Consider the following 16,753-nt stretch of genomic DNA (forward strand, 5'->3'; position numbering starts at 1 on the left):
AGTTCAGTCGGTTAGAATACCGGCCTGTCACGCCGGGGGTCGCGGGTTCGAGTCCCGTCCGCTGCGCCATATTCGGTCACCTGGACCCGCTGAACGCCAGGTCACCACAGAAAGCCCGCCTAGTGCGGGCTTTTTGCTGTCTGCGATTTGTGAAATCACTCGATCTCCTCTGTAGGAGCTGCGGCACGCTGCGATCTTTTGATCTTGCTTTTAGAGATCAAAAGATCGCAGCCTCGTTTCACTCGACAGCTCCTACAGAGGAATTCTCACTGTTCAGCATTGCGGCTATGCCGATAATCGCTCACCGCCTCATACACCGCTTTGCGCAAGCGGTTGATCCCGCCAATCGGTCGGTGCGCTTCGATACCAAACCACGGGTTGAACGACAGGTTGTCGCATTCTAGATTCAACGCCGGTGTGTCGAAGTCCTGCGCAGGCAGAGTGATTCGCGCCACACTTTCGAACGGTGAATCCTGTTCGCGCCATTCGATGCTGGTGTCCTCGATCGGCATGTACTTGTTCGCGTCCTGACGCTGAATCTGCAACACAAAACACGCTGGCACCCGATCCGTCGACAGTTGCTGATTCAAGGCGCTGCGCAGGAAATTCGGCAGGTCGTGGTTTTGCGGGGGCAGGGCATACGCCGGGCAATTGTCCGGATCCGGCGCGACCCGAAACTTCGCATTGGCCTCCCCGAATTTGTAGGGCGATACCGAAAAGTACGTGGTCGCCGTCGGGCTGTTCGGTGGCGGCGCCAGGGTCGCCAAGGCGATGAACAGGTGGCGGATCTGCCAGTTGCGCGGATCCCAGCCAGGAAAGAACGCCATGATCTTTTTGCCGTCAGCCTGAGCCGCCACATTCTGACGATACTCGGCGACATCGCTGACAAAGAAGTTCGGGTGGCTGAACATCACGAAGTCTTGCTCGTGGCGCTGCTGACGGTCGCCCAGCAATGGTTTGCCGGGCACATCGAGCAGTTTGATTGCCATGCCCCGGGCATCGCGGATGCTGTCGAACTGCGGGTAGGCGTTGCCATTGGACAGGCGAATCATCGCCTGCCAGGTTTTGCCCGGTTCGCTGAACACCCCTTGGCGCAGCGCTGGTGCCAGTTCCGGCAACACCGTCACTTCGGCTTTCACGCAACCATGGGCCTTGGCATGCGCGTCGCGCAGATAACGCGTGCTTTCGCGATGTTGATCGACGATGCGTACGGCGGTCTGGATCACATCCTGGGTCATCGCCGCTTCACCAGCGGGAATCTGTTCCTGCGCCGATACCGGGCCTCTGTGTTGCCAGACGAACCATGCGCTCGCGATGGCCCAGCCCAGCAGGCCGATAATCAGCAATGTCAGCAGGGTTTTGCCTAGCAGGCGCCCCAGCCATAACCAGACGCGGGCGAACATCGACGGTCTTTTGTACGGGTTGATCATCATGGCAATTGCGCCTCCAACGGTCCGCCCAGTACTTTCAGGTACTCCAGCAAGGCCCAGCGTTCTTCTGGTTGCAGCAGTCGGCCGATGACCCCATTACCACGCTCGCCGGCGCGGAATTCATGACCGCTGTTGTGGTTGCCGCTAATCCGCGTGTCGAACAGAAAGCCATTAGTAAAGGCTTCGGTGCGATACCCCAGATGGCGCGGGTCGTATTCGAACGAACCTTTATAAAACGTCGTGGCACGCTCATCCTGCGGTGACAGCAGTTGATAAAGGCTCGGTACTGAACCGTTGTGCAGAAACGGCGCGGTGGCCCAGATACCGGCCAACGGCCTGGCCTTGTAGGCGACCTTTTCGCGCACGCCGATCGGCAGACCGAAGCCATCAAGTTTTGGCTTTTCCTGAGGGGTGACACCAGCCTCGCGATAAGCGCGGTTTTCGACGAATGCGGTGACGTAAGCCAGGCCCTTGGCCACCGATAGCTGGCTCAGATCCAATGGCTCTTTGGGCGTTGGATGCAGCTTCACATCCATCTGCTCAAGCTCCTTCAGATCCCATTGCAGCGGCGTCAGGTCGAAACGGTGGTTGGCAATGTTGGTCGCTGCATTCGGATCGGTGCCGATCACCTCCACCGGCAGCATGTGCAAATGCTGCACCCAGCGTTCGCCCTCCTGAGTCTCGCGTGGCACGTGGCAACCGGCGCAGTTCTCGGCAAACAGCGCGCGGCCCTTGGCAGCCAGTGGTTTGTCCACCGCACCCAAGACATCTTCCGGCCAGGCGGGTGGTTGCAGGTGTTGCAGGGTTTCTTCGATTTTGTGCAGATCACGCACGCGGACACTGGAGGCGTAACGGGTATCGCCCTGCAGCGGCTGGCCATTGCTGTCGAAGAAATTCAACGTGGCGCCGACACCCAGTGCCTCCCCGATATTGCGCGCCATCGGTTGCTGTGCCGAGCCGTTCCACTGCACCCAGTCGAACGTCCACATGTCCCACAGTTGCGGGTAGTCCACCGGTGCATTGGCCACGCGGTAGTTGGTGGGGGAGATCGCGTCGCCGAAGGTGGCGTTGGCGATACGGCCGAATGCGTCGGTGCGGCCCGGGCCTTCTTCGGTAGGGTAGAGGCCGCGATGCGTGTCGTTCCAGGCGACTTTGAGGAAGGTGTTCAGCGATTGCTTGAAGTCTTTGCGCAGTTGTTCGCGGCGCGCCTCGTAATCATCGCCCAGAACATTTCTGGCGAAGCGTTCGAATTTCCATGGGTTGTAGTAAGTCGAGGCCAGACTCGCGACCAAGGCTTGTCCGAAACTGCCACCGCGCAATGTAGGAACGCTGGAAGGCAAGACATGCTGCGCCGAACCACCGTCAATTCGCACGGCCTGGCCTTTGAAGCGCAATTCACCAGTGTGGCAAGCAGCGCAGGTGATATCGAGATATTGCTCGCTGCCACCGGGATTCGCGTGGCGGGCAAAGCCGACCGGCAGATTGCCGGGGTTTTTCGACGTGGCTTTCTGCTGTGGATCAACCAGAAAACCGAAGCGTGCGAGGTATTCCGGGGACGCGAAACGCTGCTGCGAGAAGGGCAGTTCCAGCGCCTCGAACCATTCATAGCGCAGGCCTTTGACCTGTGTGCCTTGCGGCGTGAAGTAGTAGGTCTGGCGTTCCTCCTCGCTCCACTGCTGCAGGTAATGCACCTGTTGGGCCGGGATATAGAATGGAAGTTTCGGGTTGGCGACGAAGTACAGAATCACTGCCAGAGCCAGGCCCAGCAGCACAATGATCAGTGCCAGCACACGGTATAAGAGGCGCAAGATAAACATCCTTGTCGAGTTGTTGCCTTGTTATGCCTCAGCTGTTGCAGGTGCGGCAAGTGGCCATTACGCCAACTGTCGTAGGAAGTCTCATCAGCCCTTGTCAGCTTCAGATGACAGAAGCTTCACCGTCCCTTGGCCCGAATGCGTTTTAATCCCTGAACTTATCGGACATTTCCTGCTCTCATGCCGGTAGCCATTGGTCGTGGCGGCCTGATAAGCTCGCGGCTTTACTCGATTGCCCTTTCGGCGCATGAACAAGGAAATAGCATGAAACAGCATCGGTTGGCGGCGGCGGTAGCCCTGGTTAGCCTGGTCCTCGCGGGTTGTGATTCGCAGACCAGCGTAGAGCTGAAAACCCCGGCGCAAAAAGCTTCCTACGGTATCGGCCTGAACATGGGCAAGAGCCTTGCTCAGGAAGGCATGGATGATCTGGACTCCAAAGCGGTAGCCCAGGGCATCGAAGATGCCGTCGGCAAGAAAGAACAGAAGCTGAAAGACGAAGAACTGGTCGAAGCCTTTGCCGCGCTGCAAAAGCGTGCTGAAGAGCGTATGGCCAAGATGAGCGAAGAGTCGGCAGCCGCTGGCAAGAAATTCCTCGAAGAAAACGGCAAGAAGCCTGGTGTCACCACCACCGCTTCCGGTCTGCAGTACGAAGTGGTCAAGAAAGCCGACGGCCCACAGCCTAAGCCTACCGACGTCGTGACTGTTCACTACACCGGCAAGCTGACCAACGGCACCGTGTTCGACAGCTCTGTTGAACGTGGCAGCCCGATTGATCTGCCGGTCAGCGGCGTGATCCCGGGTTGGGTTGAAGGTCTGCAACTGATGCACGTTGGCGAGAAGTACAAACTGTACATCCCTAGCGATCTGGCTTACGGCGCGCAATCGCCAAGCCCGGCAATCCCGGCCAACTCGGTTCTGGTCTTCGACCTGGAACTGCTGGCCATCAAGGATCCTGCCAAAGAAGACGCCGCCGCCAAGTAATCGGCTGTAGCTTCGAAGACAACGCCTCGCATATGCGGGGCGTTGTTGCATCTGGACGATGCTGGCGGTAAACAGAGCGAACGGATGGCGCTTACAGCAGTCCTAGAGATTGAGGCTGCCAGCGCTAGACGCCCTGAGCCGCCAAGTCAATGAAATATTGGGGTTTTTTATGTGAGTAAAAAACGCCCGATCTGAGCGCAGCCCTTATGAAACGGGGCTTTCAGCGCTGAAATGCAGCTCTGTTCACAAGGTTATCCACAATTTGTGTGGATAACATTTCAACGGGAGAAATAGATGAAAGCGCCGTGGAATTTCGCCCGATTTCTGCCCCTCGCCGGTCGATTGCTGGCGCGTGGGCGTCTGCCGACCCTGTTATTCGCGGTGGCGAGCAAAGGGGCCGCGCAAGGCAATCGCCTTGGCAAACTCAAGGATGATCTGCGTTTGCTCCAGGCACTTTGCCTGTCCTACTGGCGCGGCGAGTATCGGGCCATCAGTCCGAAAGCTCTGGTGTCGGTGGTGGCGGGCCTGATGTATTTCCTCAGCCCGGTGGATGCGATTCCGGATTTCATTCCGGTGTTCGGTATGCTCGATGACATCGCCGTTCTGGCCTGGCTGATGAAAACCCTCGACGATGAGCTCAATGCTTTTCGGCTCTGGCGCAACCGCCAGCAGCCGGAAAAACTCGCGGTGGTCGAGCGCCTGCCTGATACCCCCGAGCAACTTCAGCTTCAGGGCCCGAAAAAGCCCTGATTCACCCCGCCTGCAGACAGATAGATACCCCCCGCGACCTTGGCCGCTGTTAGGATTACACTTCTAGGGAAAAGTGCCGACTCGCTAAGTGTTGTTGTCCTACGGGGTAGTCATGGATATTCAGATAATTGCACGCGATGGCGAACCCGAATATGCGGTTCTGCCATGGGTTCAGTATCAGGCTCTACTGAAAGCAGCAGGCATCAACGAAACACCGCAGCAGCAGGCGCCAGCGCCGGCCGCCGCAACGCCGGACCCGATTCTTCCAGGTCTGGATCAACTACGCAGTTTGCGCGAAGGGAAGGGCATCGCCATCGAGGCGCTGGCCCGCACGGTAGGCATCAGCCCGTCTTATCTGGCCATGATCGAAAGCGGCGAGCGTCAACCTGACGCCGCGATTCGTCGCAGCCTGGCCTGGGAACTGACGGTGCCGGGTTGGAGGGATGAATCGTGAGCGTACGCATCAGTCGTCAACATTGGGACGGATTGCTCGGGGAGCTGGATCAGGCGCGCAGGCAGCGCCATCTGTTGACTTATCGAGCCTTGCTCGAACGTTTGCAACTGCCGACGCCGGCGATGCAGACGCTGACCGCGGCACTTGAGCATCTGGCCGCACTCGACGCCAAGGCTGAACAGCCGTTGCGCAGTTCGCTGGTGATCAGCCAGGGTGCCAGCCGTTTGCCACGTACCGGTTTCTTTGAGTGTGTCGAGCGTCTGGGGCGATTTTCCGGGCCCTCTGATGGCGTTGCTGCTGCCTCCTGGCATGCGTCGGAAGTGGTCAGGGTGTTCGAATACGAGTACCCGGAATCGGCGGAGGCCTGAGTGTTCTTACGACTCAAGGCGTCGGCCAGTTACTGGTTGGCCCGCAGGCTGTTTCACTGGTCGTGGTTTGTTCGCCAGCCCAGAGGCTGGCGCTGGCTCGAAGGGCAGTTTGCGCGCATGGCCAATCTTGGCGATGTCGGCGCGCAAAGCTTTTATGGGCACATTCTGACGTTTCGCGGGGTTGGCCTGGGTGCCCGTGAAGAGGGTGTGCGGCTGTTGCGTCTGGCGGCGCTCGGCGGCGATGGCAAAGCGGCTTATCAAGTCGGCGTGATCAGCTTGGCCGGTACTCCGAGCAAAGCGCCGGACCCGGCAGAAGCGGCGCGCTGGTGGACGCTGGCCGCCAAGGCCGGTCACCCGTTGGCCGAGCTCAAGCTCAAAGAGTTGAGCGCTCGGGATTAAACCCGGTAAATCATTTTGTATCGCTCGATAAACGTGGCGTGAGGGAAACCTCACGCCACGTTTGCGTTTATCGCCATACGTTTTGTAGTAATTGGTCTTTTGCAGATTAGTCCTACAGCAAACGCCTACTCGCCTGACTTCTTTCCTGATTGATCCCCCGCAAAGTCCCCGCGCCTAATTTTTGCGCGAGGGAACGCTCATGTTTGACCCGGTTTTTCATTCCACCCCGCATCGTCGCGTGCGCTGATGGAAGCCGTCAGCCGAATCGAGCAGGAACTCGACAGCTTCCCCGACACCCTCAGCCTCTATCGCCAGCAGCTTGAACATTGGTTCAGCAGAGCGGCCGATCAGGTCAGCCATGCGGCGGATTTGCCGTCGCTGATGGGCATGGAGCGGATCATCCGTTTCGGTGATCGCATCACCGCTGTCAGCACAGGAGACAGTGAGTTTGCCTCCGGCGTCGTGCAGTGCCCGAAAAGCGGGGTGCTGACGATCGAGAGCAAGTTCGAGTCGGTGTACGACATTCCGCTGGGCGACATCGTGGTGGATGTGGTGGCGGTGGGTGACGGAAAGATCACCCCTGTCACGCTGGATGCGCAGGGTAAAGGTTCATTCACGGGCGATGCGGGCCAGTTCTACCGGGTAGTGGTCCGCAGTGAGGTCACGCCGCAACAGATCGACGATCTGTTCAAGGCTTATACCGGGCTGACCGGCGAGCTGGATGGCTGGTTGCGCAGCGAGTGGCAGGGTTTCAAGCCGCAGTGGTCGCAGTCGGTGGCGACGGCGGCGGGCAACGGCATGCTCGCCGGGAGCTGGGCGGCGATCGAGGGGGTATGGGACAGCATCGGCATGCTGTCGGAGATTCTCAAGGATCCAGGCGCATTTGCCGAGCGGCTGGGAAGCGGCGCGGCTGATCTGATTCATCTCGCAGAATCAGCTCCGGATGTCATGCAGAAACTGCAGTTGCTGGTCAGTGATGAAGCGGCGCTGTGTTTGCTGTTGCGTGCGGCGAGTCTCTGGCTGGAGATGCTGCCGCCCAGCCAGATCGCCGGCAAAACCGCTGAAACGGTGTCGATGATGATCGTGCAGGTGCTGATCGATGTGCTGATCGGCGTTGTGTTGACATTCGTCGGGGCTGGCGCCGGGATCGCTTATCTGACGCTACGCCTGGCGGATCGCGCCGCCCAGTTGCTCTCGGTTGTGAAACGCCTGGTCAAGGCGATGTTCGGCATCGTCAACACGTTCATTCATTACGTTGACCAATACAAAACTGTCGCAGCGCGGGGCATTGCCGCCGGAGTGAAAAAGGGCCGCATGCAACTGCGCTGGGATGCGAAACGCAATGCCGCCCTGCAGAAAAACGAGCATCACGACGACGCTCCCGATCAAGCGAAAAACCCCAACGGCGACAGCGCCGACTGCGCCCCGTTGACCTGCACCAACGGCTGTCCGGTGTCGATGGTTACCGGCGAAGAGCTGCTGACCCTGACCGACGGCACGCTCGATGGTTTGCTGCCGTTCGAGTTCACCCGGTTGTACCGCACCAGCGCGGTGGAGGTTGATGTCGGGCTGGGGTTTGGCTGGAGTCATTCGCTGGCGCATCGGCTGGAGTTCGATGGCGAGGCGGTGATCTGGGTCGATCACGAAAATCGCCGCACGCGGTTTCCGTTGCCCAGTGTGGAGCGGTCGCAGATTCACAACAGCCTGTCGCGGGCGGCGATTTTTCTCGGCGATGAACCGGAGGAACTGATCCTCGCGCTGGCGGGGGATGCGGCGCGGTTTTATCACTTTCGTGCCGGGCGGCTGGTGGCGGTCAGTGATGCGTATGGCAATCGGCTGACGGTGCATCGCGATCATCAACAGCGGGTTTTCCGCCTGGACAATGGCGCGGGTCGGTCGCTGCTGTTGCGTTATGACCGGGCGCATCTGGTGGCGGTTGATTACCAGGTGCTTGAGGCTGATGGCTGGCGCACCGAGCAAACGCTGGTCAGTTATTGCTACGACGCGCGTCAGCGTTTGTTGGCTGCGACCAACGCCGTCGGTGACAGCGAGCGTTACGACTACGACGATCAGCACGTCATCCTGCAGCGGCAACTGACCGGCGGCGCGAGTTTCTTCTGGGAATGGGAACGCTCGGGCAAGTCGGCGCGTTGCGTGCGCCATTGGGCGTCGTTCGCGCAGATGGACACCCGTTACGTCTGGGCCGATGACGGCAGTGTCGCGGTGCACTACGTCGATGGCAGCGAAGAAACCTACGTCCACGATGACAGCGCACGGCTGGTGCGCAAGGTCGAGGCCGATGGCGGTGAGCACCTCAAGGCTTATGACGATCAGGGCCGGCTGATCGCCGAGCAGGATCCGCTGGGCGCGGTCACCGAATACCGCTACGACGACGTCGGACGGCTGATCGCGCTGCTTCCGCCGGACGATGAGCCAACGTCCTACGAGTACCGCAACGGTTTCCTGCACAGCCGTTCTCGCGGCGAGGCGGTGTGGACGTTTCGGCGCAACGCCGAGGGCGATGTCACCGAGGCGGTCGATCCCGACGGACAGGTCACCCATTACTACTACGACGTTCACGGGCAGTTGCTGTCGATCCGCTACCCGGACAGCAGCCGGCACAAGTTGTCGTGGAACGACCTCGGGCAACTGATCGAGGAAACCCTGCGCGACGGTGGTGTGCGGCGCTTTTCCTACGACGCGCTGGGGCGACGGACGACCACTTGCGACGAACACAGCGCGATCACCCGCCAGCAGTGGGACGCTGTTGGCCGACTAATTCAGACGACCTTTCCTACGGGCGCTACCCGTGCCTACAGCTATGGCGCCTACGGCCAAGTCACTGCCGAGCGCGACGAACTCGGGCACATCACCCGCTACGAGTATGACGACGACCTGCACCTCGTCTCGCGCAAGATCAATCCCGACGGCACGCGGGTGCAGTACCGCTACGACCATGCGCAGTTGTTGCTCACGGAAATCGAGAACGAATCCGGGGAAAAGTACCGGCTGGACTACACGCCAACCGGATTGATCCGACAGGAAACCGGCTTCGACGGCCGGCGCACCGCTTACGCCTACGACCGCAACGGGTACCTGCTGGAAAAGACCGAGTTCGGCGATGACGGCTCGACGCTGGTCACCACTTACGCGCGTGATGCGGCCGGGCGCTTGCTGCTGAAAACCCTGCCCGACGGAGTTGAGGTGGCTTACACCTACGACCGCCTGGGCCGTTTGACCGGGGTTGATGACGGCCAGCAACATCCGCTGGCCTTTGAATATGACCGGCAGGACCGGCTGATCACCGAGCATCAGGGCTGGGGCACCCTGCGTTATGTCTACGACGCCTGCGGCCAGCTCAAGCGCCAGCGTCTGCCGGACAACAGCAAGCTCGACTATCACTACGCCAAGGGCGGTGCGCTGACGGCGATCGATCTTAATGGCACGCGGCTGACCCGCCACGTTTACCAGTCCGGTCGAGAGCAACAACGCCAACAAGGCCTGCTGCTCAGCGATTATGCCTACGACGATCAGGGACGTTTGCTGGCCCATGCTGTAGGCCATCAGCACGACTCGCTGTATCGCCGGGATTATGCCTACAGCGCCAACGGCAATCTGGAGCACATTGCCGACAGCCGCCACGGCCAGCGCACCTATGGCTATGACGCCCTCGACCGCTTGATCCGCGTGCGCCACTCGCGCGACGAACTGCCGGAATCCTTCGCCCACGACCCGGCCGGCAACCTGCTGATGCAGGATCGTCCCGGGCCGACCCGGATCAAGGGGAACCGCCTGCTGATGCAGGGCGATCGCCATTACGACTACGACGCCTTCGGCAACCTGATCCGCGAACGCCGTGGCCGCGACCAGCAACTCGTCACCGAATACCGCTACGACTGCCAGCACCGCCTGATCGGCCTGACCCGCGCCGACGGCCAAACCGCGACCTACCAGTACGACGCCTTCGGCCGACGCATCCGCAAAACCGTCGACGGCCAGACCACCGAGTTCTTCTGGCAAGGCGACCACCTCGTCGCCGAAAGCAGCCCGAGCGACCACCGCAGCTACGTCTACGAACCCGGCACCTTCCGCCCGCTGGCGCTGCTCGACGGCAAAGGCCCGAAAAAGGCCTGCCCGTTCTACTACCAACTCGACCACCTCGGCACCCCGCAGGAACTCACCGACTACAGCGGCGAAATCGTCTGGTCGGCGCAATACGACGCCTACGGCAAAGTCGCGGCGATCACCCTGGCCGGCGAGGACTACCTGGATCAGCCGCTGCGCTTTCAGGGGCAGTATTTCGATGCGGAAAGTGGCCTGCATTACAACCGGCATCGGTATTACGACCCGAGGTTGGGACGGTATTTGACGCCGGATCCCATCAAGTTGGCGGGTGGGTTGAATCAGTATCGGTATGTGCCGAATCCGACGGGGTGGGTGGATCCGTTGGGGTTGGCTTGCACACCGTGTCCGGGGGCAATACAAGCTGATGGGCCTTATAGCGAGATAGTGCCAGGTGGGGGCTTGGCTACGCATGAGGCTCAGGGCGGACACCTAATAATCAAACATATTGGTAGAACTGACGCGCAATTAGCCCAAAGATTAATGGCGGAGCCACATATTCCAGCAGCCTCCACATTTTCCGATCGCGCCGGAGCTGAGGCTGCTGTTTCAGAGACTTTGAGGGTGAATGCGCAAAAGGTGCAAGATTTTTTAAATAGTAAAAAAGGAAAGACAACTATCACCCATCATCTCAACCAGCCAGTGGGAGTGAGCTTGCTCAATGGCGCCACACATCCTCAGGCGGCACTAAAGCTCCTGCTAGTTCTGAAAAAAGACCCTACACTCCCTTTGGGATATTTTTTGCTGACCGGATTTCCAGAGCTATGAATCACGAATTCCCCGAGCTTCACGACTTTTTTGGGGCCTACTTCCATCAAGACTGGCTAATAGAGTACGACACCCCTGATAAGGTTATTGCTGACTTCTTACAAGCTTCAGATCCGGAAATAATACTTTTGGTTTGTGAAGAGTTGCAGTCTTTGCTGAGTCAAAATAAAGATGAGTTGGCAGTAAGAGATTACTTGTTAAGAGATCTCAGTTGCTATTACTGCTATTGGAATAAGTGGGCTTCCGGTCAAGAGTGGTTAAGCTACGTGCTGGCTGTGCTGCAAAATGGAAAAAATTAGAGTGAAGTGCTCTTGTAAGTACTGGAGTTGTTTTTTTCAGATTTGGTGGTTATGTCGTCTGTGGAATCAGCGTTGGCCAATCAGTTGCGGCAATTGAAGGGCGGCGGCAGCAAGACTATCAATCACATGCACGCTATACCCCGGAACATTCTTCGCATGATGCTTCGCCTGCGAAGCCATTTCCGCGAGTTGGCTGGCATCCAGTTCTGCGCAGGCCTCGGGTTGCAGGTGGACTACGCCGATCGATAACGAGAGCAGCGGAAACTCCTGCCGTACGCCTTGGCGGTTCGGCGCGATGAAGCAGCCGGCCTCCAGGTGTTCCGGGCGATAGAAGCGTCGGCATTGGCTCTGGAAGTCGTCGAGCAGTTGGTTGAGGCGTTTGCGCCAGTCTTCCGGGCCGAGGACGAGGAGGAAGTCGTCGCCGCCGATGTGGCCGACGAAGTCGCGGGACGGGTCGACGCGTTCGTTGAGGCATTGCGCGAGGCACAGCAGGACTTCGTCGCCACGGCCGTAGCCGTAGATGTCGTTGAAGGGTTTGAAGCTGTCGATGTCGACGTAGCAGATGATCGATTCGCGGCCCTGTTGCAGCAGGCGGGTCAGGCATTGCTGGATCGGCACGTTGCCGGGTAGCAGGGTCAGCGGGTTGGCGTAGCGGGCCTGCTGGATTTTCAGTTCGGTGATCAGTTTGAGCACGTCGATCACCCGGCCAAGGCCCAGATAACCGCCGTTTAGGGTGATGATGAAATCTTCTTCGATGCGCTGCCGGGCGCGGCTGGTGATCAGGCGGCTGACCTGTTGCAGCGACTGGCTCATTTCCACGGCGAGGAAGTCGTCGTTCATCAGGCGGCTGATTGGCTTGCGGGCGAACAGGTCGGTGGCAAACGGCTTGAGCAAGGCGTCGGACAACGAATGGCGATGGACGATGCCGCACGGCTGGCCCTGTTCGTCGAGCACCGCCAGTGAGTTCAGATTGGCCTGGCGGCGGAAGGCTTCCAGCACCGTGGCGGTCGGTGTGTCACGATGCACCGCCGGTTGCTCGTTGAGCAGGGCGCTGAGGTCGCTGCCTTCGTCGTTCAACGCCACGGCGCTGCTGTCGTGTTTTGGCATCAGGGCCCGGGCATCGCGGGGTGGATGCTCCTGAGGGCGAGCGAGCAGGTAACCCTGCACCAGATCGACGCCCATCTCGGTCAGCACCGCCAGTTCTTCCGGCAACTCGATCCCCTCGGCAATCACCTGCGCCCGCGAGGCCTTGGCGATTTGCAGGATCGAGCCGACGAACTCGCGTTTCAACGCATCCTGATGAATGCCGTCGATGAAGTGGCGGTCGATCTTCACGTAATCCGGGCGCAGCTCCGACCACAGGCGTAAGCTCGAATAACCGGCACCTAGGTCATCCAGCGCAATCGAAAAGCCCATCGCCCGATAGTGATGCAGCGCGGTTTGCAGCAACTGGAAATCGTCGATCGGCGTCTGTTCGGTGAGTTCGATCACTACTTGGCTGGGTGGAATACCGAAGTCCTGCAGCAGTTGCAGGGTCCGCCCCGGTTGGTGCGCGGCTTCGAGCAGGGATTCCGGCGAGACGTTGAGGAACAGCTTGCCCGGCAGTTGCTGCTCGTTGAAACGACGGCAGGCAGACTGGCGGCAGGCAATCTCCAGTTCGCTCAAGCGGCCGGCTTGACGCGCCACCGCGAACAGCGCGATAGGCGAATGCAGAGGGCTGTTGGACGGGCCGCGGGTGAGGGCTTCGTAGCCGAGAATGCGACGCTCGGAGAGACAGATGATCGGCTGGAACAGGCTGTGCAAACCGCTTTGAGTCAGGATCGAGCTCAAGGCACTCAGCTGTTCGGTCGTGGTCATGGCAATCTCTGGCGATAAAAAAAGGACTGGGAGCGCTCTTGCTTGAAGAGGCGCTCCCAGTCCTTTATTTCACGACAGAATGATGACTGTTTGATGACGCTCCGGGGAGCGTCACCACTAAATTGCCATCATCTTACTTCTTGGCCACCTGATTGCTCAGCTTCAGGTAATCCAGCAGCACGCGCCCGGTTTCGCTCAGGTAGGCGTCGTCTTCTGGTTTGACCTTGTCGGGCTCAGCCGCAGCCAGCGCGTCTTCATCTTCTTTCTTCAGCTCTTTGAGCGGTTCTTCGCCTTTGGCTTTGCGACGAATGTTTTCCATGGCCAGTTGCTTGGCATCGATGTCCGCGTGCTGGGCACGACGGTCTGCTTCATTGAGGCTGACGGTTTTCTCTTCCATCAACTTCTGCGCCAGGGCCAGTTTGTCACGGATGAACACGAACTCGGCATCTTTGGCGCTGCGTGCGTCATGCTCGGACTTGAGCTGCGCCAGGTACGGCTTGAACGGATCGGAGGCCGGCTTGATCGCTGCCTTGATGGTGTCCCACGGCATGGCTTCCGGCAGGGCGCTTTCGCCGATTTCCTTGGTGTCGATGATCGACGGGTAGTCGATGTCCGGCAGTACGCCCTGATGCTGCGTGCTCTGCCCGGAAACCCGGTAGAACTTGGCCAGGGTCAGTTTCAGTTCGCCATGGTTCAGCGGCTGAATGGTCTGCACGGTGCCTTTGCCGAAGGTCTGACCACCGATGATCAATGCGCGATGGTAGTCCTGCATGGCGCCGGCGAAGATCTCCGAAGCCGAGGCGGACAGGCGGTTGACCAGCAGAGCCATCGGGCCTTTGTAGAACGCGCCCGGGTTTTCATCTTCCAGTACATCGACGCGGCCATCGGCGTTACGCACGAGTACGGTCGGGCCCTTGTCGATGAACAGGCTGGTCAGCTCGGTGGCTTCCTGCAGAGAACCGCCGCCATTGTTGCGCAGGTCGATGACCACGCCGTCGACTTTCTCTTTCTGCAGTTCGGTCAGCAGTTTCTTGACGTCACGGGTGGTGCTCTTGTAGTCCGGATCACCGGCACGGAACGCCTTGAAGTCGAGGTAGAAGGCCGGGATCTCGATGATGCCGAGCTTGTAGTCCTTGCCGTCCTGTTTCAGGTTCAGCACGGATTTTTTCACCGCCTGGTCTTCAAGCTTCACCGCTTCGCGAGTGATCGGCACGATCTTGCTGGTCTGGTCGTTCGGCGCATTGCTGGCCGGAATCACTTCCAGGCGCACCACGGTGCCTTTCGGGCCGCGGATCAGCTTGACCACTTCGTCCAGGCGCCAGCCCACCACGTCAACCATCTCTTTGTTGCCCTGGGCAACGCCGATGATCTTGTCGGCCGGTGCAACCTGCTTGGTCTTGTCGGCCGGGCCTGCCGGCACCAGGCGCACGACTTTCACCTGATCGTTGTCGCTCTGCAACACGGCGCCGATGCCCTCCAGGGACAGGCTCATGTTGATGTCGAAGTTCTCCGCGTTATCCGGCGACAGATAGTTGGTGTGCGGGTCGTAGGACATGGCGAAGGTGTTGATGTACGCCTGGAAGATATCTTCCGCGCGGGTCTGGTCCAGACGCGCCAACTGGTTCTTGTAGCGCTTGGTCAGGGTTTCCTGGATCTGCTTGGAATCCTTGCCGGCGATCTTCTGCCGCAGCACTTCGTCCTTGACGCGTTTGCGCCACAGGTCGTCGAGTTCAGCGGTGGATTTGAGCCAAGGGGCGTCCTTGCGATCAATCAGCAAGGTTTCCTTGGTAGTGAAGTCCATCTTGTCGACGCCCTTGTTCAGCTCCGCAATGGCGAAGTCCAGGCGCGCCTTGACGCGGTCCAGATAGCGCTTGTAGATGGTGAACCCGGCGTTGAGGTCGCCGCTTTTGAGGAAGTCGTCGAACTGGGTCTTCCACTTGTCGAATTCGGCGATGTCGCTGGCCATGAAGTAGCTGCGCGACGGGTCCAGCAGCTTGATGTAGCTGTCGTAGATGATCACCGAGCGCGCATCGTCGAGCGGCGGCTTGCTGTAGTGGTGACGCTTGAGCAACTCGACGACGTTGAGGCTGGCGATCACTTCGTCGCGATCCGGCTGCAACTTGTCCCAGCTGTTGGCTGCGAATGTAGTGCCCGACACCGGCAACAAGCCGATACCGATGAAAAGAGCGAGGGCGGTGCTGGGGAGCAAATGCTTCATGCTGATTCGACGCGGGGACAATTGATAACGCATATTAGGCCGTCTTTGAAGTCGCCGGTTCTACGAGAGCCGGTCGCATAATGCAAAAAGCCCGGCGCTACAGCTTCGGGCTCAGTCCAGACTCACTATGGAGGCACTGTGAAGGCATTGCAAGGCGTTGAAGGTCAAGTGGCATGGCTTGAAGAGCCGAGTCCGGCATGTGATGTAGGACAAGTGCGCATTCGCGTGGCGGCTGCGGGCCTCAATCGCGCCGATTTATTACAGAAAGCCGGGCTTTATCCACCGCCGCCGGGCGCCAGTCAGGTGCTCGGTCTGGAGTGTTCCGGGGTGATCAGCGAAGTCGGCGCCGGCTCGTCCTGGCAGGTCGGCGACCGGGTCTGCGCCTTGCTGGCCGGGGGCGGAATGGCCGAGGAGGTGGTGGTCGATGGACGGCACGTGCTGCCGTTGCCCGAGGGTGTTTCGTTGATCGAGGCCGCGGCATTACCCGAGGTTTATGCAACGGTCTGGCTCAACGTGTTTCAACTGGCGGCGCTGAAACCCGGCGAGAAGGTTCTCCTGCACGCCGGGGCCAGTGGAATTGGTTCAGCCGCCATTCAGCTATGCAAGGCGTTCGGCAATCCCTGTTGGGTCAGCGTCGGGTCGGCTGAGCGATTGGCCTACTGTGAGGCGCTCGGCGCCCAAGGCGGCGCGGTGCGCAGCGATGATCTGGAGAGCCTGCGCGACTTCGGGCCGTTTGACGTGATCCTTGATCCGGTCGGCGGCAACTATGCGGCACTGAACCTCAAGCTGACGGCGCTGGACGGACGCTGGGTACTGATCGGCCTGATGGGCGGACGTGAGGCGAAACTGGACCTGGCACAGGTACTGGCCAAGCGCGTGCAGTTGCTCGGTTCGACGTTGCGCAGTCGCGACGATCAGTTCAAGGCCGACCTGTTCAGCGATTTGAGCCAGCATGTGTGGCCGCTGTTTGCCGAAGGGCGGTTGAGTCCGCAATTGGCGAAAACCTTCCCGGTGAAAGACGCCGAAGCGGCGTTTGCCGAGCTGGCGAGCAACAAAGTTGCCGGCAAACTGGTGCTGGTGGTCGACGAAAGCCTGACCTGAAAACACCGAAAAACCTGTGGGAGCGGGCTTGCTCGCGAAGGCGGTGAATCAGACAAGAATTTATCGACTGACACTCCGCCTTCGCGAGCAAGCCCGCTTGTGTCTGAGTAAGGGGATAAACTCTGGGGTGAGAGGGGTGGATGGCAAGCTGTGAGTCCGCGGTGCTTGAAGCACGAGTGGGAGCAAAGCTGC

12 protein-coding genes are annotated in these 16,753 nt (G+C 59.6%); 8 read left to right on the forward strand and 4 right to left on the reverse strand.

Annotation, left to right across the window (positions count from 1 at the left end; genetic code table 11):
- Positions 1 to 266: 266 nt before the first annotated feature.
- Positions 267 to 1,433, reverse strand: coding sequence for a catalase family protein (locus AC3WMV_RS28085; RefSeq protein ID WP_103369769.1), 1,167 nt, complete (start codon positions 1,431 to 1,433; stop codon positions 267 to 269).
- On the reverse strand, positions 1,430 to 3,238 hold the full coding sequence (locus tag AC3WMV_RS28090) for a di-heme-cytochrome C peroxidase (RefSeq protein ID WP_103369770.1): 1,809 nt from the start codon (positions 3,236 to 3,238) through the stop codon (positions 1,430 to 1,432). Before AC3WMV_RS28090 ends, AC3WMV_RS28085 begins: the two co-directional genes overlap by 4 nt.
- Positions 3,239 to 3,508: 270 nt before the next feature.
- On the opposite strand from AC3WMV_RS28090, the gene bamJ reads away from it, so the two are divergent.
- From bamJ to AC3WMV_RS28125, 7 genes are all read left to right on the forward strand, one after another.
- On the forward strand, positions 3,509 to 4,225 hold the full coding sequence (gene bamJ / locus AC3WMV_RS28095) for a BamJ family beta-barrel-assembly machinery protein (protein WP_007966725.1): 717 nt from the start codon (positions 3,509 to 3,511) through the stop codon (positions 4,223 to 4,225).
- Positions 4,226 to 4,519: 294 nt separating this feature from the next.
- Positions 4,520 to 4,975, forward strand: a complete 456-nt coding sequence (locus tag AC3WMV_RS28100) for a YkvA family protein (protein WP_047600220.1) — start codon at positions 4,520 to 4,522, stop codon at positions 4,973 to 4,975.
- A gap of 112 nt (positions 4,976 to 5,087) precedes the next feature.
- Positions 5,088 to 5,429, forward strand: coding sequence for a helix-turn-helix domain-containing protein (locus AC3WMV_RS28105; RefSeq protein WP_027613366.1), 342 nt, complete (start codon positions 5,088 to 5,090; stop codon positions 5,427 to 5,429).
- Entirely contained in the window at positions 5,426 to 5,797 is a 372-nt protein-coding gene (locus AC3WMV_RS28110) for a hypothetical protein (RefSeq protein WP_003223109.1), read from the forward strand. The genes AC3WMV_RS28105 and AC3WMV_RS28110 overlap by 4 nt, the downstream gene beginning before the upstream one ends.
- On the forward strand, positions 5,798 to 6,196 hold the full coding sequence (locus tag AC3WMV_RS28115) for an SEL1-like repeat protein (RefSeq protein WP_103369771.1): 399 nt from the start codon (positions 5,798 to 5,800) through the stop codon (positions 6,194 to 6,196).
- Between the two features lie 246 nt (positions 6,197 to 6,442).
- Entirely contained in the window at positions 6,443 to 11,086 is a 4,644-nt protein-coding gene (locus AC3WMV_RS28120; RefSeq protein ID WP_207264487.1) for an RHS repeat protein, read from the forward strand.
- Positions 11,083 to 11,385: a contact-dependent growth inhibition system immunity protein gene (locus AC3WMV_RS28125; RefSeq protein WP_103369822.1), complete on the forward strand. Its 303-nt coding sequence runs from the start codon at positions 11,083 to 11,085 to the stop codon at positions 11,383 to 11,385. The genes AC3WMV_RS28120 and AC3WMV_RS28125 overlap by 4 nt, the downstream gene beginning before the upstream one ends.
- A 66-nt stretch (positions 11,386 to 11,451) precedes the next feature.
- Here the strand turns inward: AC3WMV_RS28125 and AC3WMV_RS28130 are convergent, their stop codons facing one another.
- Both AC3WMV_RS28130 and AC3WMV_RS28135 read right to left on the reverse strand, forming a co-directional pair.
- Complete coding sequence (locus AC3WMV_RS28130; RefSeq protein WP_103369823.1) at positions 11,452 to 13,242, reverse strand: bifunctional diguanylate cyclase/phosphodiesterase; 1,791 nt, start codon at positions 13,240 to 13,242, stop codon at positions 11,452 to 11,454.
- Between the two features lie 133 nt (positions 13,243 to 13,375).
- On the reverse strand, positions 13,376 to 15,460 hold the full coding sequence (locus tag AC3WMV_RS28135; RefSeq protein WP_167734107.1) for a carboxy terminal-processing peptidase: 2,085 nt from the start codon (positions 15,458 to 15,460) through the stop codon (positions 13,376 to 13,378).
- A gap of 138 nt (positions 15,461 to 15,598) precedes the next feature.
- Here AC3WMV_RS28135 and AC3WMV_RS28140 point away from each other — a divergent pair, with 138 nt between their 5' ends.
- Positions 15,599 to 16,561 carry a zinc-binding dehydrogenase gene (locus AC3WMV_RS28140; protein ID WP_103369824.1) on the forward strand — a complete coding sequence of 321 codons (963 nt, stop codon included), beginning with the start codon at positions 15,599 to 15,601 and terminating at the stop codon, positions 16,559 to 16,561.
- The last annotated feature ends 192 nt before the right edge of the window (positions 16,562 to 16,753 follow it).

This window comes from Pseudomonas sp. FW305-3-2-15-E-TSA4 (assembly GCF_058787295.1).